The sequence below is a fragment of the Stenotrophomonas sp. genome, assembly GCF_032103445.1.
GTDB lineage: Bacteria > Pseudomonadota > Gammaproteobacteria > Xanthomonadales > Xanthomonadaceae > Stenotrophomonas.
This window is the reverse complement of the sequence record NZ_DAMDFR010000018.1, coordinates 1-22,662: the sequence shown is the minus strand read 5'-3', so window position 1 is coordinate 22,662 and position 22,662 is coordinate 1. Positions and strand designations below refer to the sequence as shown.

General features: G+C 65.5%; 14 protein-coding genes. 8 read left to right on the top strand and 6 right to left on the bottom strand.

What is annotated here, in order from left to right:
- The first annotated feature begins 49 nt into the window (after positions 1-49).
- The gene (locus tag RT551_RS08880) at positions 50-589 is read left to right on the top strand and encodes a DUF2939 domain-containing protein (RefSeq protein WP_313457641.1); all 540 of its coding nucleotides are present in this window, start codon (positions 50-52) and stop codon (positions 587-589) included.
- Between the two features lie 88 nt (positions 590-677).
- Here the strand turns inward: RT551_RS08880 and RT551_RS08875 are convergent, their stop codons facing one another.
- The 3 genes from RT551_RS08875 to RT551_RS08865 form a co-directional block, all read right to left on the bottom strand.
- Positions 678-1,622: a 5'-nucleotidase gene (locus RT551_RS08875; RefSeq protein ID WP_313457638.1), complete on the bottom strand. Its 945-nt coding sequence runs from the start codon at positions 1,620-1,622 to the stop codon at positions 678-680.
- A gap of 49 nt (positions 1,623-1,671) precedes the next feature.
- Entirely contained in the window at positions 1,672-2,445 is a 774-nt protein-coding gene (locus RT551_RS08870) for an NAD kinase (protein WP_313457635.1), read from the bottom strand.
- Between the two features lie 628 nt (positions 2,446-3,073).
- Positions 3,074-8,050, bottom strand: a complete 4,977-nt coding sequence (locus RT551_RS08865; RefSeq protein WP_313457632.1) for an NAD-glutamate dehydrogenase domain-containing protein — start codon at positions 8,048-8,050, stop codon at positions 3,074-3,076.
- A 265-nt stretch (positions 8,051-8,315) separates the two neighbouring features.
- Here RT551_RS08865 and RT551_RS08860 point away from each other — a divergent pair, with 265 nt between their 5' ends.
- From RT551_RS08860 to RT551_RS08850, 3 genes are read left to right on the top strand one after another with little or no spacing between them, the layout of a single operon-like run.
- Positions 8,316-8,975 (top strand): TetR/AcrR family transcriptional regulator, encoded by a 660-nt coding sequence (locus RT551_RS08860; protein ID WP_313457629.1) that lies wholly within the window; start codon positions 8,316-8,318, stop codon positions 8,973-8,975.
- Positions 8,975-10,243: an efflux RND transporter periplasmic adaptor subunit gene (locus tag RT551_RS08855; protein ID WP_313457627.1), complete on the top strand. Its 1,269-nt coding sequence runs from the start codon at positions 8,975-8,977 to the stop codon at positions 10,241-10,243. The genes RT551_RS08860 and RT551_RS08855 overlap by 1 nt, the downstream gene beginning before the upstream one ends.
- 15 nt (positions 10,244-10,258) lie before the next feature.
- Positions 10,259-13,432: a multidrug efflux RND transporter permease subunit gene (locus RT551_RS08850; RefSeq protein WP_313457625.1), complete on the top strand. Its 3,174-nt coding sequence runs from the start codon at positions 10,259-10,261 to the stop codon at positions 13,430-13,432.
- Between the two features lie 383 nt (positions 13,433-13,815).
- On the opposite strand, the gene RT551_RS08845 is transcribed toward RT551_RS08850, so the two are convergent.
- A complete protein-coding gene (locus RT551_RS08845; protein WP_313457623.1) occupies positions 13,816-14,370 on the bottom strand; it encodes a hypothetical protein in 555 nt (184 codons plus the stop codon).
- A 380-nt stretch (positions 14,371-14,750) separates the two neighbouring features.
- Entirely contained in the window at positions 14,751-15,899 is a 1,149-nt protein-coding gene (locus RT551_RS08840; RefSeq protein ID WP_260341636.1) for an acyl-CoA dehydrogenase family protein, read from the bottom strand.
- A 146-nt stretch (positions 15,900-16,045) separates the two neighbouring features.
- Here RT551_RS08840 and RT551_RS08835 point away from each other — a divergent pair, with 146 nt between their 5' ends.
- The 4 genes from RT551_RS08835 to RT551_RS08820 all read left to right on the top strand — a co-directional run bounded on the left by RT551_RS08835 (position 16,046) and on the right by RT551_RS08820 (position 22,027).
- Entirely contained in the window at positions 16,046-16,975 is a 930-nt protein-coding gene (locus tag RT551_RS08835) for a metalloregulator ArsR/SmtB family transcription factor (protein ID WP_313457622.1), read from the top strand.
- Positions 16,976-16,982: 7 nt separating this feature from the next.
- Complete coding sequence (locus RT551_RS08830; RefSeq protein WP_313457621.1) at positions 16,983-18,074, top strand: homocysteine S-methyltransferase family protein; 1,092 nt, start codon at positions 16,983-16,985, stop codon at positions 18,072-18,074.
- Positions 18,071-20,758, top strand: a complete 2,688-nt coding sequence (gene metH, locus RT551_RS08825) for a methionine synthase (protein ID WP_313457620.1) — start codon at positions 18,071-18,073, stop codon at positions 20,756-20,758. Before RT551_RS08830 ends, metH begins: the two co-directional genes overlap by 4 nt.
- Before the next feature lie 87 nt (positions 20,759-20,845).
- Positions 20,846-22,027, top strand: a complete 1,182-nt coding sequence (locus RT551_RS08820) for an MFS transporter (RefSeq protein WP_313457617.1) — start codon at positions 20,846-20,848, stop codon at positions 22,025-22,027.
- A gap of 88 nt (positions 22,028-22,115) precedes the next feature.
- Here the strand turns inward: RT551_RS08820 and RT551_RS08815 are convergent.
- The coding region (locus tag RT551_RS08815) for a DUF2058 family protein (RefSeq protein ID WP_313457615.1) at positions 22,116-22,662 on the bottom strand (547 nt) is incomplete at its 5' end.

Sequence of the window (22,662 nt, the reverse complement as noted above, 5' to 3'; positions counted from 1 at the left end):
AGGGCGTGGCTCTACATGGGGTTGACGGTGGCTGGGGCACGATGGCGGCATGAAGAAGGTTCTTTGGATTGTTGTTGCCTTGGGGGTGCTGCTGGCGGCCTATGTGGTCGGCGGGCCTTACCTGACCCTGCGCGGCCTTGCGCAGGCGGTGGAGCAGCGAGACACCTCCAAGCTGGACCGCTATGTGGACTTCCCGATGCTGCGCGCCAACCTGCGCGCGCAGCTGGATGACTACGTGGTGCGGCGGGCTGGGCCGGATGTGCAGTCGAACCTGGTCGGGGCCCTGCTGCTCACCGCCGGGCAGCAGCTGAGTGGCACCGCGGTGGATGCGATGGTGACGCCGACCGGGATCGGGGCGCTGCTGGAAGGACATACGTTGTGGAAGCGGGCCAGCAACGATCTGGAAAGCAATGATGCCTATGCGCCGCCGAAGGCGGCGCGGCCCCTGGAGGGGGCGAGCCACCGGTTCGAATCGACGTCACGGTTTACCGCCACCACGCATACCGCGCAGGGGGCACCGGTGGTGTTTGTGCTGCAGCGGCAGGGGTTGAGCTGGAAGCTGGTCAATATTGAGCTTCCGTTGGAGTGATGCGTGGTTGCCGGCCAGCGGCCGGCACTACCGGTGTCCGACGCAGGATCGGTGGCGCCGGCCGCTGGCCGGCGTGATCACGCGGACATCAATCGTTCGCCACACCGTGGGGAACGTGGCCGGCGGCCACGCTCTGGTGCTGGCGGGCGCTGTCGATGTTGTGCTGCGAATCGTCGAAGAAGATGTCCGCGCCGAAGGCTTCCAGGAATGGGCCTTTGTGGCGGCCGCCGAGGAACAGCGCCTCGTCCAGACGCACGCCCCACTCTCTCAGCGTACGGATCACCCGCTCATGCGCCGGGGCCGAGCGTGCGGTCACCAGCGCGGTCCGGATCGGCGCGTCGTCGCCGGACGGGAACACCTGCTGCAGGGTATGCAGCGCCGACAGGAAGTTGCGGAACGGCCCGCCACTCAGCGGCTCGCGGGCGTTCTCACGCTCATGCCGGCCAAAGGCTTCCACGCCCTGCTCGCGCGAGATGCGCTCGCTTTCGTCACCGAAGATCACCGCGTCACCGTCGAAGGCGATGCGCAGCTGAGTGCGCGGCCGGCCCAGGTCCATCGGTTCGGCCGCCGCCAACGTCTCGTCGTAGGGCTTGGGCAGAATGGTGGCCGCGGCGATGCCGTGGCGCAGCGCGCGCCGCACCGATTCGGGATTGGCCGACAGGAACAGGTCGGTGCCGAACGGCTTCACATACGGCCAGGTCGGCTCACCGGCGGTGAAGGTGGCGCGGATGATGCCCAGGTCGTAATGCTGGATCGAATTGAAGATGCGCAGGCCGGTATCAGCGGAGTTGCGCGACAGCAGGATGACCTCCACCCGCGGCGACTCCGGCGACTGCCCCTGGTTGAGCGCCAGCAGCTTGCGCACCACCGGGAAGGCCACGCCGGGGCGCAGGATGTCGTCCTCATGCTTGCGCTGATACTCGGCATAGGCGTCCACGCCTTCGGCCTCGAACAGGGCATGGCCCTCTTCCAGGTCGAACAGGGCCCGTGAGGTCACGGCTACGGTCAGCAAGCGGGGGGTGTTGTCGCCCATAACGGTCTGCAATCCAGTGCGGCCGAAGCGGCCGGCCAGCTATTGTCGGTCAAAACATGAACTGTTCGCTGAGAATCCGGTCTTCGAGGTTGTGTTCCGGATCAAACAGCAGGGTCACCCGGCGCTCGCGCGATTCGCGGATGGTCACCTCGACCACGTCGCGGGTTTCATGCGAATCGGCGGTCACGCTGACCGGGCGCTTGTAGGGATCGAGTACACGGAAGCGCACTTCGGTGTCGGCCTTGAGGATGGCCCCGCGCCAGCGCCGGGGCCGGTACGGAGCCAGCGGCGTCAGCGCGATGGTATGCGAGCCCAACGGCAGAATCGGCCCGTGGGCGGAGTAGTTGTAGGCGGTGCTGCCGGCCGGGGTGGACACCAGCACCCCATCGCCGATGAGCTCGCTGACGCGTTCCTGGCCGTTGAGGTCCACCCCGATATGCGCGGCCTGTCGGGTCTGGCGCAGCAGCGAGACGTCGTTGTAGGCGAGCGAGCCGGTGGTGGTCCCCGACTCGGTGAGCGCCAGCATTTCCAGCGGCCGCAGGTTGGCGGGTTCGGCCAGCGCGATGCGCATCGGCACGTCGTCTTCGGCCCGGTACTGGTTCATGAGGAAGCCGACGGTACCCAGTTTCATCCCGAACACCGGTTTGCCGAGGTGCCCATGCCGGTGCAGGGTCTGCAGCATGAAGCCGTCACCGCCGAGCGGGCACAGCACGTCGGCGTCCTCGGGCGCATGCTCGCCATAGCGCGACACCATCGCGGCGCGGGCCTGTTGGGCGGGTTCGGTGCTGCTGGCCAGGAAGGCGATGCGGGGGGTATCGCTCATTTGGGTTCCGGGTGGGGCTTGGGTTGAAGGATAACCGGGGTTGCTGGCGTAGAGACACGCCATGCGTGTCTTCGTGGACTCCGGTCGTTCAGGACACGCATGGCGTGTCCCTACGGGCATCCATGCCGTGGAGTGTCCCTCCGGAGGATACCCGCCCCCTCCCCCGATGGATTGCGCGAGACGGATCGAAGAGCAACGGCAACGGCGAGAGCCTGCGTTGTTTTGGGGTCATGCGTTACCGGGTGTTGGGAGTTTCAGGGCGATCGTCTGTCGACCGATCCCACCAAAGCAGAGCCAGCGCAGGCAGGTCCAGCGCACGGACAAGTGATGAGTTGGTTTTGATTGCCCGTGGCCACCGACCATCTGTCGGGGCGGGTCGGGGTGGGCTGGAGGGGGCGTGAGCCGCATGGATGCGGCGATCGAGCTTACATGGACGTACTTGCAGCGTCCCCCGGAACGCCCGCCCCGACCCGCCAAGCCAGGGATGCCGTGAACCGAGGGTTGTTCGCACGAATCCAACAGCAGCCGGGCAAGCCCGGCTCTACGTAGCGATTGCAATCGCGCTGACATCGGCAACAAAAAAGGCCCCGCCGGAGCGGGGCCTTTCGGGCTTCAGCCGATCAGACGCTTACGCGCCGTGGGCGGCGAGCTGGCCGAGGCGCTGGACGGCGACCGAGACGGTCGGGTAGTCCAGGGTCTTCTGCTCGGCCAGTTCGGACAACATCGCCAGGGTGAAGCGCAGGCTGTTGTCGTCGCGGCCGATCCAGGTGGCGACCTTGGCTTCCGCACTGCCGCCCTTGGTGCCCAGCACCTGGCCGGCCAGGTTGCGGTGGTGCGCCGCCAGTTCGTCACGCAGCACGCCTCGGGCCACCGCGTGCCAGCGGCCATTGACCTCCAGCGCGTCGATCTGCTCGAACAGCCACGGCAGCTGCAGCGCGTCGCCCAGGCGGAAGTGGATCTTCGACACGTCCACCGGCTTCAGCTTGCGCGTGCGCGCCAGCTCGATGATGTCGAACGCCGGCTCCAGGAAGTGCAGTTCGGCCAGCTGCTGCGCCAGTGCCGGCGGCAGGCCCTTTTCCTTCCACTCCGCCACCAGGGCTTCGTAGGTCGGACGCTGCGAATCCGGCAGCACACCCGAGGCTTCGCGGATGTCGTTGAACGGACCCTGGTAGCGGTTCACCGCCTCCGTGATGCCCGGCATCGGGCCGGGGCGGAACAGCAGCCAGCGCACGAACGAACGCTGCAGCTTCCAGATCACTTCCAGTGCGTCGATCTGCACCGACTCCGGCACCGTGCCGTCCAGCGCGTCGATCTGCGCCCACAGCGCGCGCGCGTCCAGCGTTTCACGACTGATCGTGTACGCCTTGGCCACTTCCGAGATCGAACGGCCGGTGTCTTCCTGCATGCGCATCAGGAAGGTCGCGCCCATCCGGTTGATGGTCTGGTTGGTCACCGCCGTGGCGATGATCTCGCGCTTCAGGCGGTGACGCTCCATTGCGTCGGCGTACTTCTTCTGCAGCGGCGTCGGGAAGTAACGCAGCAGCTCCTTGGACAGGTACGGGTCTTCCGGAATGTCCGATTCCAGCAGCTGCTGGAACGCCACCAGCTTGGAATACGACAGCAGCACCGACAGCTCCGGACGGGTCAGGCCCTGGCCGCGTGCCTTGCGCTGCGACAGCTCGGCATCCGACGGCAGGAACTCGATCTGGCGATCCAGCAGGCCCTGCTGTTCCAGCGTGCGGATGAAGTGCTGCTTCGACCCCAGGCGCTTGACCGCCATCCGCTCCATCAGGCTCAGTGCCTGGTTCTGGCGGTAGTTGTCGTTCAGCACCAGGTCGGCCACTTCGTCGGTCATCGATGCAAGCAGCTTGTTGCGCTGGTCAACCGTGAGCTTCTTGGCGCGCACCACGTCGTTGAGCAGGATCTTGATGTTCACTTCGTGATCCGAAGTGTCCACACCCGCCGAGTTGTCGATGAAGTCGGTGTTGAGCAGCACACCCGCCTGCGCGGCTTCGATGCGGCCCAGCTGGGTCATGCCCAGGTTGCCGCCCTCGCCCACCACCTTGCAGCGCAGCTCGCCACCGTTCACGCGCAGCGCGTTGTTGGCGCGGTCGCCGACGTCGCTGTGCTGTTCGGTTGCAGCCTTTACGTAAGTGCCGATACCGCCGTTCCACAGCAGGTCGACCGGAGCCTTCAGGATCGCGCTCATCAGGTCGTTCGGCGACAGCGCCTTGACGCCCTCGTCCAGACCCAGCGCTTCGCGCACCTGCGGGGTGATCTCGATCGACTTCAGGGTGCGCGGATAGATGCCGCCGCCCTTGCTGATCAGCTTGGCGTCGTAGTCGGCCCAGCTCGAACGCGGCACGGTGAACATGCGCTCGCGCTCGACGAACGACGCGGCCGCATCCGGATTCGGGTCCAGGAAGATGTGACGGTGATCGAACGCGGCCAGCAGGCGGATGTGGCGCGACAGCAGCATGCCGTTGCCGAACACGTCGCCGGACATGTCGCCCACGCCCACGGTGGTGAAATCCTGGGTCTGGCTGTCACGGCCCAGCGCACGGAAGTGACGCTTCACCGATTCCCACGCGCCGCGTGCGGTGATGCCCATGCCCTTGTGGTCGTAACCGACCGAACCACCCGAGGCGAACGCGTCGCCCATCCAGAAGCCGTGCGCGATGGCCAGGCCGTTGGCGATGTCGGAGAAGGTCGCGGTGCCCTTGTCGGCCGCCACCACCAGGTACGGGTCGTCCATGTCGTGGCGGATCACGTCCACCGGCGGCACGATCTTGTTGTTGACGATGTTGTCGGTGATGTCCAGCAGGCCCTGGATGAACAGCTTGTAGCAGGCCACGCCGTTGGCGAACACCGCGTCGCGGTCACCGCTGGCCGGCGGCATCTTGGCGAAGAAGCCGCCCTTCGCGCCAACCGGCACGATCACGGTGTTCTTCACCATCTGTGCCTTGACCAGGCCCAGCACCTCGGTGCGGAAGTCTTCGCGACGGTCCGACCAGCGCAGGCCACCACGGGCGACCGCGCCGAAGCGCAGGTGGGTACCTTCCACGCGCGGGCCATACACGAAGATTTCGCGGTACGGGCGCGGCTTGGGCAGGTCCGGCACCAGCGCCGAATCGAACTTGAAGCTGATGCAGTGGCCCGGACGACCATCGGCATCGGTCTGGTAATAGCTGGTACGCAGGGTGGCGTTGATCACGCCCATGAAGCTGCGCAGGATGCGGTCTTCGTCGAGGCTGGAGACGCGGTCCATCAGCTTGACCAGCGCTTCGCGGGTAGCCTCCATCTGCGCGTCGCGGCTGCCCTTGCGCGCATCGACCACGGTCTTGAGCACCTTCAGGGTGGCCTCGTCGCCGCCGGCCAGCACGTTCAGATGCGCACGCAGCTGGGCCTGGCCTTCGGCGATGGCGTCCTTGTCCTCATGCCCGGTGGCCGGGTCGAAGCGGGCTTCGAACAGCTCCACCAGCAGGCGGGCCAGCAGCGGGTAGCGGGTGAAGGTGCCTTCCACGTAAGCCTGCGAGAACGGCACGCCGGTCTGCAGCAGGTACTTGCAGTAGCCACGCAGCATGGCGACCTGGCGCCAGTGCAGGCCAGCGGCCAGCACCAGGCGGTTGAAGCCGTCGTTCTCGGCGTCGCCATGCCACACGCGGGCGAAGGTCTCGCCGAAGGCTTCATCGACGCTGGCGGCGTTGATCGCACCGGCGGTCGATTCGACCTCGAAGTCCTGCACGTACACCGGGGCGTTGTCGACCGTCAGGCGGTACGGACGCTCGGCGATCACGCGCAGGCCCATGTTTTCCATCATCGGCAGCGCGTCCGACAGCGGAATGTCGTCCAGCTGGCGGTACAGCTTCAGGCGCAGGCCCTCGCCGTTCTCGCGCTGCACGGCCTGCAGGCTCAGGCGCAGGTCGTCCGGACCGGTCAGCGCGTCAAGCTGGCTGACGTCGTTGGCGGCGATCTCGGTGCTGGAGTCTTCGATGTAACCGGCCGGCAGCGCCTTGCCGATGCGGGCAGCGATGCGCAGGCCTTCGGTTTCACCATGACGGGCCACCAGCGCTTCGCGCAGGTCGTCCTGCCAGTTGCGCAGAACCTGGGCCAGCTTCTGCTCCAGTGCCGAGGTGTCCACATCGAGGGTTTCACCGGCCTTCGGGCGCACGATCAGGTGCACCTGGGCCAGCGGCGATTCGCCCAGCACCACCGAGCTGTCGACGTACTCGCCGTGCAGCGCTTCCTTCAGCATGGCCTCGATGCGCAGGCGCACGTCGGTGTTGAAGCGCTCGCGCGGCAGGTAGACCAGCGCGGAGATGAAACGGCTGTACTTGTCGCGGCGCAGGAACAGGCGGCTGCGCACGCGCTCCTGCAGGCCCAGCACGCCCATGGCGGTGCGGTACAGCTCTTCCTCGCTGGATTGGAACAGCTCTTCGCGCGGCAGGGTTTCCAGAATGTGGCGCAGGGCCTTGCCGCTGTGGCTGGCCGGAGCCAGGCCCGACTGCGTCATCACGTATTCGTGGCGCTGACGCACCAGCGGGATTTCCCACGGGCGACGGTTGTAGGCGCTGGAGGTGAACAGGCCGAGGAAGCGCTGCTCGCCGATGATCTTGCCCTTGGCGTCGAATTCCAGCACGCCGATGTAGTCCATGTAGCCGGCGCGGTGCACGCGCGAACGGGCATTGGTCTTGGTCAGGATCAGTGCGTCCTTCAGCCCGCTGGTGGCATTGAGCCCCTGCGCGGCGAGGGTCTTGACCGGACGTGCGGCCGAGGTGTCGCGGCCCTTCATCAGGCCCAGGCCGGTGTCGTTGAGCGGAGCCAGCACTTCTTCCTTGCCCTGCTTTTCCACGCGGTAGGCGCGGTAGCCGAAGAAGGTGAAGTGGTTGTCGGCGGCCCAGCGCAGGAATTCCTGGGCTTCGGCGCGCGAGGCGGCATCCACCGGCAGCTGGCGGCTGCCGAGGTCGTCGGCGATGCTCAGCGCCTGGGTACGCATGGCGTCCCAGTCACGGACGATGGCACGCACCTCGTCCAGCGACTTGCTGATCGCCTTTTCCACGTCGGCCATGGCCTCGGCCGGCTGACGGTCGATTTCCAGCAGCATCACCGACTCGGCGGTGCCTTCGCTCACCTGGGTGAGCTTGCCGGCCTTGTCACGGCTGAAGCGGATCACCGGGTGACCCAGCACGTGCACGCCAATGCCCTGCTCGGCCAGCGCCATGGTCACCGTGTCCACCAGGAACGGCATGTCGTCGTTGACGATCTGCAGCACGGTGTGCGGCGATTCCCATCCGTTGGCCTTCAGGGTGGGGTTGAACACGCGGACGTTGGCCTTGCCGACCTTGCGGCTGCGGGCGAATTCCAGCATGTCGGCAGCCAGTGCGGCCCACTCCTCAGCGGTGTGATGCGGGAACTCGTCCGCTTCCATGCGCTTGTAGAAGTCTGCGGCAAAAGCCACTGCCTCGGCCTGGGCGGCCGCCGGGTAACGCTTGCGCAAGGCCGTGTATACCGGTTCCAGAGAGAAGCCCACTGGCGAAACAGTCTGCGTATCGGCTGGTTTGGTTTTTGCTTTCACGGTCTTGGCGACAGGTTTTTGCGGTTTCATGGCAGAGCGATGCGTGTTGCTCAGTTGGAAAAATGAAATTGTAGCCCTGTTGCGTGAAAAGGCCTTGCTGCAGGACGGAATCTGGCTTTTCGGTTGGGTGGCGTTTACATGCCGTCGCAGCAATGCGCCCAGGTATGGAGACGTGGGTCACAGAAGCTCTCACCCGTCATCATCAATGGCGTAGGTGGCACGCTGACGACAGCACACACAACAGTGCCAAAAGATAGGGTTCTCCAATTCTGAACTGGACGGTATAGTCCACCGCGTGAACTCCCCCACCCCCGCTGCCGGCGCATTGGACGCGCGCGATCACCGCGTGTTCGATGCCGTGCGCGAATTGATGTCCACCCAGGGCATGCAGCTCAGCATGGAGGCGGTGGCCCAGCAGGCCGGCTGCTCCAAGCAGACCCTCTACAGCCGCTATGGCAGCAAGCAGGAACTGCTGCGCCGGGTGATGCAGCGTCACCTGTGCCGCGCCACTGCCGGCCTGCGTGCGATGGACGGGGAAGACCTGCGCGGTTGCCTGCTGCAGTTCGCGGTCGATCACATCGAACATTTCAGCGAACCGCAGGTGGTGCAGGCGCGCCGCCTGATTGCCGCCGAGGCCGCCCAGTTCCCGCAGGAAGCCCAGGCGCTGTACCGCGACGGGGCCGGCGCGCTCACCCTTCACTTAGCTGAATGGATTGCCACCCGCATCCAGCGCGGCCTGCTTCGCCATGACGACCCACACTTCATGGCCGAACTGCTATTGAGCATGATCGCCGGGCTGGATTTCGAGAAGCAGCGTTTCCATACCCCCCACCGTGATGACGCCAGCGTGCGTCGGCGCTGGGCCGAATTTTCCGTGGACAGTTTCCTGCAAGCGTTTGCGATGCACCCTGCTGTTCCCGATCCACATTCAAACCAACTCCGGAGTTTCTCCTGATGATCGCCCCACTCCGCACCCTTGCCCTGACGTGCGCAGTTGCCGTTGCGCTGACCGCCTGCAAGAAGCAGGAACAGCAGACGCCCCCGCCGCCGGAAGTGGGCGTGATCGAAGCCAAGGCCGAAACCCTGCCGCTGCAGCGCGAGCTGGTCGGCCGGCTGTCGCCGTTCCGCAGCGCCGACGTGCGCGCCCGCGTGCCGGGCGTGCTGCTCAAGCGCGTCTACCAGGAAGGCCAGGACGTCAAGCAGGGCCAGGTCCTGTTCCTGATCGACCCGGCTCCGCTGCAGGCCTCGTTGAACTCCTCGCAGGGCCAGCTGGCCTCGGCGCAGGCGACCTATGTCAACGCCAAGGCCGCCGCTGATCGCGCCCGTTCGCTGGCTCCGCAGGCGTTCGTGTCCAAGTCGGACGTTGACGCCGCCGAGGCCGCCGAGCGCTCCGCCGCCGCTGCCGTCACCCAGGCCCAGGCCGCGGTGACCAGCGCGAAGATCAACCTGGGCTATGCCGAGGTCACTTCGCCGATCAGCGGCCGTGCCGGCAAGCAGCAGGTCACCGAAGGTGCGCTGGTCGGCCAGGGCGACGTGACCCTGCTGACCACCGTCGACCAGCTCGACCCGCTGTACGTGAACTTCTCGATGAGCTCGGACGAGATGACCCAGCTGCGTCGCGCCCAGGCCCAGGGCTCGGTGGCACTGAGCGGCGACGGCAAGTCGACCGTGCAGGTGCGTCTGTCCGATGGCACGGTGTATGGCGAACCCGGCACCCTGGACTACTCCTCGGCTACGGTTGACCCGGCCACCGGCGCGGTGACCCTGCGTGCGCTGCTGCCGAACCCGCAGCAGCTGCTGCTGCCGGGTTCGTTCGTCAGCTTCCAGGCGGTGCTGGGCGAGCGCAAGAACGCCTTCCTGGTGCCGCTGCAGTCGCTGCAGCGTGACACCGTGGGCGGCTACGTGATGGTGGTCGGCAAGGACGGCAAGGTGGTGCGCAAGAACGTCACCACCGAAGGCCAGCAGGGCGCCAACTGGCTGGTGACCGGCGGCATCGAATCCGGCGACCAGGTGATCGTGGCCGGCGTGCAGAAGGTCAAGGAAGGCGCTCCGGCGTCGGCCAAGCCCTGGACGCCGACCGCGGCCAACGGCCAGGCTCCGGCCGCCGGTGCCCCGGCTGCTGCGGCCCCGGCCGCTGCACCGGCGGACGCCGCGGCCGACCCGGCCAAGGCCGAAGGCCAGACCACCGAAGGCGCTCCGGCTGCCGAACCGAACAAGCAATAACGGGGACGATCCGTCATGCCTAAATTTTTCATTGAACACCCGGTATTCGCCTGGGTGGTCGCGATCCTGATCTCGCTTGCGGGCGTGATCTCGATCCTCGGTCTGGGTGTGGAGTCCTACCCCAGCATCGCACCGCCACAGGTGACGGTGAGCGCCACCTACCCCGGCGCCAGCGCCGACACCACTGAAAAGTCGGTCACCCAGGTGATCGAGCAGCAGCTGACCGGTATCGATCACCTGCTGTACTTCAGTTCTTCCTCGGCCTCCAACGGCCGCGCCCAGATCACCCTGACCTTTGAAACCGGTACGGATCCGGACATCGCGCAGGTGCAGGTGCAGAACAAGGTGTCGCTGGCCACACCGCGACTGCCAACCGAAGTAACCCAGCAGGGCGTGGTGGTGGCCAAGGCCAACGCCGGCTTCCTGATGGTGGTGGCCCTGCGTTCGGACAGCGAGGCGATCAACCGTGATGCCCTGAACGACATCGTCGGTTCGCGCGTGCTCGACCAGATCTCGCGTATTCCCGGCGTCGGCAGCACCCAGCAGTTCGGTTCCGAGTACGCCATGAACATCTGGCTCAACCCGGAGAAAATGCAGGGCTACAACCTCAGCGCCAGCCAGGTGCTGGCCGCGGTGCGTGCACAGAACGTGCAGTTCGCCGCCGGTTCGCTGGGTTCGGACCCGTCGCCGGCCGGCCACTACTTCACCGCCACGGTCTCGGCCGAAGGCCGTTTCAGCTCGCCGGAGCAGTTCGAGAACATCATCCTGCGGGCAAACGCGGATGGTTCGCGGGTGATGCTGAAGGACGTGGCGCGCATTGCCTTTGGTGCCAACAACTACGGCTTTGACACCCAGTACAACGGTCGCCCCACCGGTGCCTTCGCGATCCAGCTGCTGCCGGGTGCGAACGCCCTGAACGTGGCCGATGCGGTGCGCGCCAAGATGGACGAACTGCAGCCCAGCTTCCCGGCGGGCGTGAGCTGGTTCTCGCCGTACGACAGCACCACCTTCGTGAAGATCTCGATCGAGGAAGTGGTCAAGACCCTGATCGAAGCGGTCGTGCTGGTGTTCCTGGTGATGCTGATCTTCCTGCAGAACTTCCGCGCCACCCTGATCCCCACCCTGGTCATTCCGGTGGCCCTGCTCGGCACCTTCCTGGGCATGAGCATCATCGGCTTCACCATCAACCAGCTGACCCTGTTTGCGATGGTGCTGGCGATCGGCATCGTGGTCGATGACGCGATCGTGGTGATCGAGAACGTCGAACGCATCATGACCGAGGAGAAGCTGCCGCCGAAGGCCGCGACCCAGAAGGCCATGACCCAGATCACCGGCGCGGTGGTGGCGATCACCGTGGTGCTGGCGGCGGTGTTCATTCCGTCGGCGCTGCAGGGCGGTGCCGCAGGTGAGATCTACAAGCAGTTCGCACTGACGATTGCCATCGCGATGGCGTTCTCGGCGTTCCTGGCGCTGGGCTTCACCCCGGCACTGTGCGCGACCTTCCTCAAGGCCACCCACAACGACCACCCGAACATCGTCTACCGCACCTTCAACAAGTACTACGACAAGGTCAGCAACACCTACGTGGGCCACATCACCTCGGCGGTGAAGCATGCGCCGCGCTGGATGATCCTGTTCGTGGTGCTGACCGCGCTGTGCGGCTTCCTGTTCACCCGCATGCCGGGCAGCTTCCTGCCGGAAGAAGACCAGGGCTATGCGCTGGCGATCGTGCAGCTGCCGCCGGGCTCGACCAAGGCGCAGACCAACGCGACCTTCGCGCAGATGCGCGGCATCCTGGAAAAGCAGGATGGCTTTGAAGGCATGCTGCAGGTGGCCGGTTTCAGCTTCGTCGGTTCCGGCGAAAACGTGGGCATGGGCTTCATCCGTCTGAAACCGTGGGCGGACCGCGACATCACCGTTCCGGAGTTCATCCAGAACATGAATGGTGCGTTCTACGGGATCAAGGAAGCGCAGATCTTCGTGGTCAACCTGCCCACCGTGCAGGGTCTGGGCCAGTTCGGCGGCTTCGACATGTGGCTGCAGGACCGTGGCGGTGCCGGCTATGAACAGTTGACGCAGGCACGCAACATCCTGCTGGGCAAGGCCGCGGAAGAAAGCGACATCCTGACCGGCGTGCGCCCGAACGGCCTGGAAAACGCACCGCAGCTGCAGCTGCACGTGGACCGCGTGCAGGCGCAGACGATGGGTCTGTCGGTGTCGGACGTGTACAGCACGATCCAGCTGATGCTGGCTCCGGTGTACGTGAACGACTTCTTCTACCAGGGCCGCATCAAGCGCGTGACCATGCAGGCCGATGGCCCGTACCGCACCGGTGCGGAGTCGTTGAACAGCTTCTACACGCCAAGCAGCCTGCAGACCAATGCCGACGGCACCCAGGCGATGATTCCGCTGAGCACGGTGGTGAAGTCGGAGTGGGTGTCGGCACCGCCGTCGCTGAGCCGTTACAACGGCTACTCGGCAATCAACATCGTGGGTTCGCAGGCTCCGGGCCGCAGCTCGGGTGAGGCGATGCAGGCGATGGAGCGGATCGTGTCCGACGACCTGCCGGCGGGCTTCGGCTACGACTGGTCGGGTATGTCCTACCAGGAAATCCTGGCGGGCAACGCGGCGACGCTGCTGCTGGTGCTGTCGATCGTGGTGGTGTTCCTGTGCCTTGCCGCGCTGTATGAAAGCTGGTCGATTCCGGTGGCGGTGCTGCTGGTGGTGCCGCTGGGCGTGCTGGGTGCGTTGGCATTCTCGCTGGCGCGTGGCCTGCCGAACGACCTCTACTTCAAGATCGGCCTGATCACGGTGATTGGTCTGGCGGCGAAGAACGCGATCCTGATCGTGGAGTTCGCGGTGGAGCAGCGCGCGGCGGGCAAGAACCTGCGTGAGGCCACCATCGAGGCGGCACGCCTGCGCTTCCGTCCGATCCTGATGACCTCGTTCGCGTTCATCATGGGCGTGATCCCGATGGCGATCTCGACCGGTGCCGGTGCCAACTCGCGTCACGCCATTGGTACGGGCGTGATCGGCGGCATGGTGTTCGCCACGTTCCTGGGCCTGCTGATGATTCCGGTGTTCTTCGTCGTGGTCCGCCGCATGCTGGGCGACAAGCTGGACGAACCGTCCAAGGAGTTTCTGGAGCGCCAGAACGAAGGCAACGCCGCCCATCGCCCGGATCGGTGATGGTGGCTGAGGTTTGAACGAAATGGCCCCGGAGCGATCCGGGGCCTTTTTGCTTCCAGCTTCCGTAGAGCCGGGCTTGCCCGGCTGCTGTTGGATTCGTGCGAACAACCGGCGCTCAACGGTTTCCGTGTTTGGGCGTACCGGGGTGGGTTTGCGGGACACGCCGTGAACCCGTCCATGGGGGCTCGTAGAAAACATCCATGTTTTCTACGGTCCCGCAAACCCACCCCGGCACGCCCCAGACAGTTGGCCGGTGGCCACAGAAGATCAAAAGCACGTGACCCGGTAGCGTCGGTCGACAGACGACGGCCGTGAAATCCCCAACACCCGGTAACGCATGACCCCGGGTCGACACCGCCCTTGATCCGGGGACTTACCCTGACCTACTCAACAACCTCCAACCACAGGCCATCCAGCCTCGCCTGGGCAAGCACTTCCCCCGCCTCAGCCCCAACGAGCAACGCATAGCCCTTCTCCTTGCCATCGGCAAACTGCAGGTCGCTGCGCACCAGCCCCGTATCCGCCCGCATGTCCTGGCTGAAAGAAGCGCGAGCGCCGACGATGTAGCGATGCTGCCCGCAGCGCCCGCACATCGGCCCGAACTCCGGTGCGGCCCGCGCCACGTCGATGCGGACCTCATCCAGCAGTTCCATCAGGTAGTACTGCCTCCGGTAATGCGCTCGCGGCGGCAGCGGAACAAACGACTTCCTACCGGGCAGGGTGTCAGCAATCGCCTTGAAACGCTCGGACGCGATGTAGAAGCCGTCGTAGGTGACGCCCAGGTCGTAGCGCGTCTTCTTCAGGACGAAGTCCGGATTCCAGTGGTCACGCGATGTTTTGCAGCCGCATGCGGGGCAGAGTGTGGTCGCGTCGGGAAGCCAGACGGTATCGTTGTCCGGGCATTGGATTTCAAAGTACATGGAGCGTTCCTTGCTCATGGGGCCGGCGGTACCACGAGACTACTTCGTTTCGTGGTCATGCGTTACCGGATGTGGGGGATTTCAGGGTCGTCGTCTGTCGACCGACGCTACCACCCTCCGGATAAGAAAATGTACGCGGCGAGGGTTCGCGTTTGATCTTCTGTGGCCACCGGCCATTTGTCTGGGGCGTGCCGGGGTGGGTTTGCGGGACCGTCAAAAACATGGATGTTTTTGACGAGCCCCCATGGATGGGTTTACGGCGTGTCCCGCAAACCCACCCCGGCACGCCCAAACACGGATTCACGTGAGCACCGGCTGTTCGCCTGAATCCAACAGCAGCCGGGCAAGCCCGGCTCTACGTGAAGACCGCAATCGCAGCGGTTGGCGATAGCAACAGATCAGCGCAGACCGGTCTCGTTGCGCGCGATCACCAGGCGCTGGATTTCAGAGGTGCCTTCGTAGATCTCAGTGATCTTGGCGTCGCGGAAGTAGCGCTCCAGCGGCATTTCCTTGGAGTAGCCCATGCCGCCGTGGATCTGCACCGCCTGGTGGGTGATCCACATCGCCGCTTCCGAGGCGGTCAGCTTGGCAATCGCCGCTTCGTTGCTGAAACGCTTGCCCTGCCCCTTCACCCACGCCGCGCGCAGGGTCAGCAGCAGTGCCGCGTCCAGCTTGCACTTCATGTCCGCGATCTTGGCCTGGGTCATCTGGAAGGTGCCGATCGCCGCGCCGAACGCCTTGCGCTCCTTCACGTACTCGATCGTCGCTTCGTACGCCGCGCGCGCGATACCGATGGCCTGCGAGGCGATGCCGATACGGCCGGCGTCCAGCACGCCCATCGCGATCTTGAAGCCCTCGCCTTCCTTGCCCACGATGTCGTCGGTGTGCGCCACGTAATCCTGGAACTCGATTTCGCACGTGGCCGAAGCGCGGATGCCCAGCTTCGGCTCGGTCTTGCCGCGGTGGAAACCCGGACGGTCGGTGTCGATGATGAAAGCGGTGATGCCGCGTGCACCCGCCTCCGGGTCGGTCATCGCGAACAGTACGATGTACTTCGCCACCGGGCCCGAGGTGATCCAGCTCTTCTTGCCGTTGATCACATAGGTACCGTCGGCCTGCTTGACCGCGCGGCAGCGCATGGCGGTGGCGTCCGAACCCGACTGCGGCTCGGTCAGCGCGAACGCGCCGATGGCCTGGCCTTCGGCAATCGCGCGCACATAGGTCTGCTTCTGCGCTTCGCTGCCATGGGTCAGGATGCCGTTGCAGAACAGCGAGTTGTTCACCGACATGATCGTCGAATGCGCGGCGTCGCCGGCGGCCACCTCCACCATTGCCAGCACATAGGCGATCGGGTCCATGCCCGCGCCGCCGTATTCAGCCGGCACTTCGATGCCCATCAGGCCGTTTTCGCCCAGCAGCTGGATGTTTTCCAGCGGGAACTCGCCGGTGCGGTCATGGTGCTCCGCGCTCGGGGCAATCTTTTCCTGCGCAATGCGACGCGCCACGTCCTGCAGCATCAGCTGCTCTTCGGTAAAGCTGAAATCCACTACACCCTCCCAGGCTCAAGTCGATAAGGCCGCTACGTACGCGGCCGTGTGGCGGAATTGTACCGGGGGTCGGGCAATCGCGGCTGACTTGACCGGAACCGGCCGGAACGCCGAAAATATCTCTATATCGCGATAGGTAGATATTTATGGATCTCGAGGACTGGTCGGTCCGCCTCAAAGTGTTCGCCGACGCCACCCGCGTCCGCCTGCTGACCCTGCTGGAGCAGGAAGAACTGACCGTGGCCGAACTGTCGGCCATCACCACGCTGGCACAGCCACGCGTGTCGACCCATCTGGCCAAGCTGAAAGAGGCCGGGCTGGTGCGCGACCGTCGCGCCGGGGTGTCGGCGTATTACCGCTTTGACGACGCCGCGCTGGACCCGGCGCAGCGTGCATTGTGGCATGCCTTGAGCACTGGCAGCGACGACCCGCTGCTGCGCCAGGACGCTGAACGCGTGGCCGGGGTGCTGGCCAGCCGCGCCGCCGACCAGAACTGGGCCGACAGCGTGGCCGGCGACATGGAACGCCACTACTCCCCCGGTCGTACCTGGGAAGCCCTCGCCCGCACCGCCCTGCCCCTGCTGGAAACCGGTGACGTGCTCGACATTGCCTCCGGCGACGGCGTGCTGGCCGAACTGGTCGCGCCGCATGCCAAGCGCTACATCTGCATCGACACCAGCGCGCGCGTGGTCGCCGCCGCCAGCGAACGCCTGCGCCGGCTCGCCAATGTGGAAGTGCGCGAAGGCGACATGCACGCCCTGCCGTTCAAGGACCGCAGCTTCGACCTGGTGGTGCTGATGCATGCGCTGACCTACGCGGCCAAGCCGGCCCAGGCGGTGGCCGAAGGCGCGCGCGTGCTGCGCTCGGGTGGTCGCCTGCTGCTGTGCAGCCTGGCCCGTCACGAACACAAGGCCGCCGTGGAAGCCTATGGCCACGTCAATCTCGGCTTCAGTGACAAGGAACTGCGCAAGTTCGCCGAGAAAGCCGGGCTGGTGGTTTCCAGCCTGGAAACGGTGACCCGTGAAAAGCGCCCGCCGCATTTCGAAGTCATTTCGCTGATCGCCACCAAGCCCTGAGGTTTCCATGTCGTCCCTGCCGTGGCTGCACCCTGAACGTGTCCGCGCCCTCGAATCGGCGCTGGCCGAGCGCATCCTGATCATCGACGGTGCGATGGGCACGATGATCCAGCGCCATGGGCTGGAGGAGGCGGATTACCGCGGTGAGCGCTTCGCCGGTGGCTTCGACCACCACCACGGTGCAGGCTGCGACCACGGCACGTCGGAAGGCCACGACTTGAAGGGCAACAACGACCTGCTGCTGCTGACCAGGCCGGAGGTGATTGCCGGCATCCACACCGCCTATCTTGAAGCCGGTGCGGACCTGATCGAAACCAACACCTTCAATGCCACGTCGGTGAGCCAGGCCGACTATCACCTGGAACACCTGGTGTATGAACTCAACAAGGCAGGCGCAGCGGTGGCGCGTGCGTGTTGCGATGCCATCGAGGCGACCACGCCGGGCAAGCCGCGCTTCGTCATCGGCGTGCTTGGGCCGACCAGTCGGACCGCCTCGATCAGCCCGGACGTGAACGATCCCGGCTTCCGCAACACCAGCTTCGATGCACTGCGTGACACCTACCGCGAGGCCATCGATGGGCTGATCGACGGCGGAGCCGACACGCTCATGGTGGAAACCATCTTCGACACGCTGAACGCCAAGGCCGCGCTGTTCGCCATCGAAGAGGCCTTCGATGATCGCGGCGCGCGCCTGCCGATCATGATCTCCGGCACGATTACCGATGCCTCCGGCCGCACCCTGTCCGGGCAGACGGCCGATGCCTTCCACGCCTCGCTTGCCCACTCACGGCCGCTGTCGATCGGCCTGAACTGCGCGCTGGGGGCCGACGCCATGCGCCCGCACGTGGAAACCCTGGGACAGGTCGCCGACTGTTACGTCAGCGCGCATCCCAATGCCGGTCTTCCCAACGCGTTTGGCGAGTATGACGAAACCCCGGATGAAATGGCCGCCACCCTGCGCGGCTTCGCCCAGGACGGCCTGCTCAACATGGTCGGCGGCTGCTGCGGCTCCACCCCCGACCATATCCGCGCCATTGCACGGGCGGTGGCCGGGCTGCCACCAAGGGCGCTGCCGGCCGCGCAGGAGCAGGCAGCATGAGCGCACCGGTCCGCCACACCCGGCTGTCCGGTCTCGAACCGCTGGTCATCACCCCGGACCTGCTGTTCGTCAACGTCGGTGAGCGCACCAACGTCACCGGCAGTGCGCAGTTCCGCAAGCTGATCAAGGAAGAGCGCTACGAGGAAGCCGTGGACGTCGCTCGCCAGCAGGTGGCCAGCGGTGCGCAGATCCTCGACGTCAACATGGACGAGGGCCTGATCGATTCGGAAAAGGCGATGACCCGCTATCTGAACCTGATCATGTCCGAGCCGGATATCGCGCGGATTCCGGTGATGGTCGACTCCTCGAAATGGAGTGTGATCGAAGCCGGCCTGAAATGCCTGCAGGGCAAGAGCGTGGTCAACTCGATCTCGCTGAAGGAAGGCGAAGCGCTGTTCATCGAGCACGCGCGCAAGGTGCTGCGCTATGGCGCGGCCGCGGTGGTGATGGCGTTCGATGAGACCGGCCAGGCCGACACCTGCGCACGCAAGGTCGAGATCTGCACCCGCGCCTACCGGATCCTGGTCGACCAGGTCGGCTTCCCACCGCAGGACATCATCTTCGACCCGAACATCTTCGCCGTCGCCACCGGCATCGAGGAACACGACAACTACGCGGTGGACTTCATTGAAGCCACCCGCATCATCAAGCGCACCCTGCCCCACTGCCATGTGTCCGGCGGCGTCTCCAACGTGTCGTTCTCGTTCCGTGGCAACGAAACCGTACGCCAGGCGATCCATTCGGTGTTCCTGTACCACGCCATCGCCGCCGGCATGGACATGGGCATCGTCAACGCCGGCGCGATGCCGATCTACGACGAGCTGGACCCGGAACTGCGCGAGCGCGTCGAGGACGTGATCCTCAACCGCCGCCCCGACGGCACCGAGCGCCTGCTGGAGATCGCCGAGCGCTACAAGGGCAGGAAGGGCGAAACCAAGGGCGAAGACCTGGCCTGGCGCGAAAAGCCGGTCAAGGACCGCCTGGCCCATGCGCTGGTGCACGGCATGGACGCGTGGGTCGAACAGGACACCGAAGAAGCGCGTGCGCAGGCGAGCCGCCCGCTGGACGTGATCGAAGGGCCATTGATGGATGGCATGAACATCGTCGGCGACCTGTTCGGGGCCGGCAAGATGTTCCTGCCACAGGTGGTCAAGTCTGCCCGCGTCATGAAAAAGGCGGTAGCCTACCTGCTGCCCTACATCGAGGCGGAAAAGGCGCGCAGCGGCGACACCGCGCGCAGCAACGGCAAGATCATCATGGCCACGGTGAAGGGCGACGTGCATGACATCGGCAAGAACATCGTCGGCGTGGTCCTGGCCTGCAACAACTTCGAGGTGGTCGACCTGGGGGTGATGGTCCCGGCGCAGAAGATTCTGGACGCCGCGCGTACCGAGAACGCCGACATCATCGGCCTTTCCGGACTGATCACGCCGTCGCTGGAGGAAATGAGCCACGTGGCGCGCGAGATGGAGCGCCAGGGCTTCACCCTGCCCCTGATGATCGGCGGGGCTACCACTTCACGTGCGCATACCGCGCTGAAGATCGACCCGTTCTACAAAGCGCCCACGATCTGGGTGAAGGATGCCTCGCGTGCGGTCGGTGTGGCGCAGTCGCTGATCTCGCCGGATCTGCGTGAGGCCTTCGTATCTGCCAACGAAGCCGATTACGCGGATATCCGTCAGCGCCACCGCAACCGCGGCGACGCCAAGCGCCTGGTGAGCCTGGGCAAGGCGCGCGAGCAGCGCTTCGATGGCGGCTGGGAGGACTACACCCCGCCGGAGCCGCGCCAGCCCGGCCTGCATGTGCTCGATGATTACCCGCTGGACGATCTGGTCGAGGTGATCGACTGGACGCCGTTCTTCCAAGCCTGGGAGCTGGCCGGCAAGTTCCCGGCCATCCTCACCGACGAGATCGTGGGCACGCAGGCCAGCGAGCTGTATCGCGATGCGCGCGCGATGCTGACCCGCATCGTCGACGAGCGCTGGCTGACCGCCAAGGCGGTGTTCGGGCTGTGGCCGGCCAACAGCGTCGGCGATGACGTGCAGCTGCAGACGCAACAAGGCCCGGCCACCCTGCACTTCCTGCGCCAGCAGGTGGACAAGCCGGTGGAACGTCCGGATTTCTGCCTCGCCGACTTCATTGCACCGGCGGACAGCGGCAAGCGGGACTGGATCGGCGCGTTCGCGGTTACCGCCGGTATCGGCATCGAGCCGCATGTGGCGCGCTTCGAGGCCGACCACGACGACTACAACGCGATCCTGCTCAAGGCGCTGGCCGATCGGCTTGCCGAGGCGTTGGCCGAGCGCCTGCACCAGCGCGTGCGTACGCAGTACTGGGGGTATGCCGCCGGCGAGGCACTGGATAACGAGGCCTTGATTGACGAGCAGTACGTCGGCATCCGCCCGGCTCCGGGCTATCCGGCGTGCCCGGAGCACAGCGAGAAAGGCACGCTGTTCCGCCTGCTCGATGCCGAACGCAATGCCGACATGCAGTTGACCGAGAGTTTTGCGATGCTGCCGACGGCGGCGGTGTCGGGGTATTACTTCAGCCACCCGCAGAGCCAGTATTTCGTGGTCGGCCGGGTGACGCGGGAACAGGTGACCGATTACGCGCGGCGTAAAGGCGTGGAGCGGGCGCAGGTGGAGCGGTGGTTGGCGTCGAATCTGGATTACGATCCGGAATGATCGCGCAGCCGGGCAAGCCCGGCTCTACGGTGCGTTCGGATGCATTGCGCGGACGGGCATGGCCCGTCCCTACGGTGGATGTTTCAAATGAACTCGGTTCCGGTTGCACGCCTTTCCAGCTATTACCTCTTCTACTACGCGGCGCTGGGCGCGTTCACGCCTTACTGGTCGCTGTTTTTGACCTCGCGCGGGATGAGCGTGACCGCGATCAGCGTGATGATGGGCTTGTGGTATGCCACGCGCATTGTCGCGCCGAGCACCTGGACCTCGATCGCGGCGGCCTCGCCGCACCCGATCCGCTGGCTGCGCATTGGCAGCGTGCTGACCCTGCTCACGTTCTGCGCATTCCTGCTGCCGCTGCCGCAGCCATGGATGTACCCGGCAATGATCGTGTTCTGCTTCTTCTACAACGCGGTGATGCCGCAGTTCGAATCGATCACCCTCACCCACCTGGGCAATGACAGCCATCGCTACGGGCTGATCCGGGTCTGGGGCTCGCTGGGCTTCATCGCGGTGGTGATGGGCTTTGGCTGGCTGATCGAAGGCAAGAATGGCAGCAGCCGCGCGGACCTGTTGCCGTGGCTGATGCTGCCGCTGTTTGCCCTGCTGGTGGCGTCCTCGTTTGCCAACCGCTATGCGCGCAACTTCCATAAAACCGAAGGTGACGCCAGCGGCTTCTGGCAGATCGTGCGCAAGCCGGCGGTGGCCGCGTTCTTCCTGGCCGCCTTCATGGAGCAGCTGTCGTTCGGGCCGTACTACACGTTCTTCTCGGTCTACATGGACCAGTTCGGTTACAGCACCTCTACGCTGGGCCTGCTGTGGACCATCGGAGTGGTGTTTGAAGTAGGCGTGTTCTTCACCATCGGGCGCTTCTTCCGCCGCTATGACGCCAGCTGGATGCTCCTGATCGCCCTGATCAGTTCCGCGATCCGCTGGACGGTGACCGCGCTGTTCCCGCAGCACCTGGGCGTGATGCTGGTGGTGCAGACCGCGCATGCGCTGGGCTTTGCCGCGTTCTTTGCGGCGGCGATGCAGATGCTGGCGACCTACTTCCCCGGCCGCCTAAATGCGCATGGGCAGGGGCTGCTGTACGGATTTTCGTCCGGGGTGGGCGGTGTGCTGGGGGCGTTGATTGCCGGCCAGTTGTGGAACATTGATCACGGGCGCACGGCGTTTCTGGCCGGGGCCGGGTTTGCGGCCGTGGGGGCGGCGTTGTGCTTCTTCGCGATCAGTTTGCCGTTGATACGGCAGGGGCGCGTGCGCCGGTAGGGTTATCGGGTTGCCGGCCAGCGGCCGGCACTACCGTTCGGAGCGTGCCTTGGTAGTGCCGGCCGCTGGCCGGCAACCACCACACTCCTTACCAGACCAGATCGTCCGGCACCTGGTACTGCGGGTCGGCATACGGATCATCTTCCGCCGGCGCGTTCGGGTCCACGCGCAGTGCCACGGCCTGGGCGAACACCGCCTCGGCCTCGGCCAGCAGCGCCGCGGTCACCAGCACGTAGCGCCCGTTGTTCTGCACCACACCCAGTTCGCCGGCATTGAGCTGGCGCAGCTGGTCAGCGGTGACGTAGATGCGCTTGATCTTGCCGCCGTACGGGAAGTGCCGGGCAATATCGGCGGCTTCGTCGTTCAGGCCCTTGTCCTTCAGCAGCTCGTCCAGCTTGGCCTTGGCCTCGCGACGCACACGGGCCTCTTCCTGCTTGATGCGCTCGGCCTCGATGCGGTCGTCTTTTTCCTTCTGCGCGCGGATCGCATAGGCCTTGGCCAGGTCGATGTCCTCGCGTGAGCGTGGCTTGCCGGCACCGCTGTTCGGGCCCTGGCCGGGACGCGGGCCGTTGCCGTGCGGACGGCCCTTGCCCGGCGGGCCGCGGCGGGCTTCGCCATCACGCTGTGGACGCGGG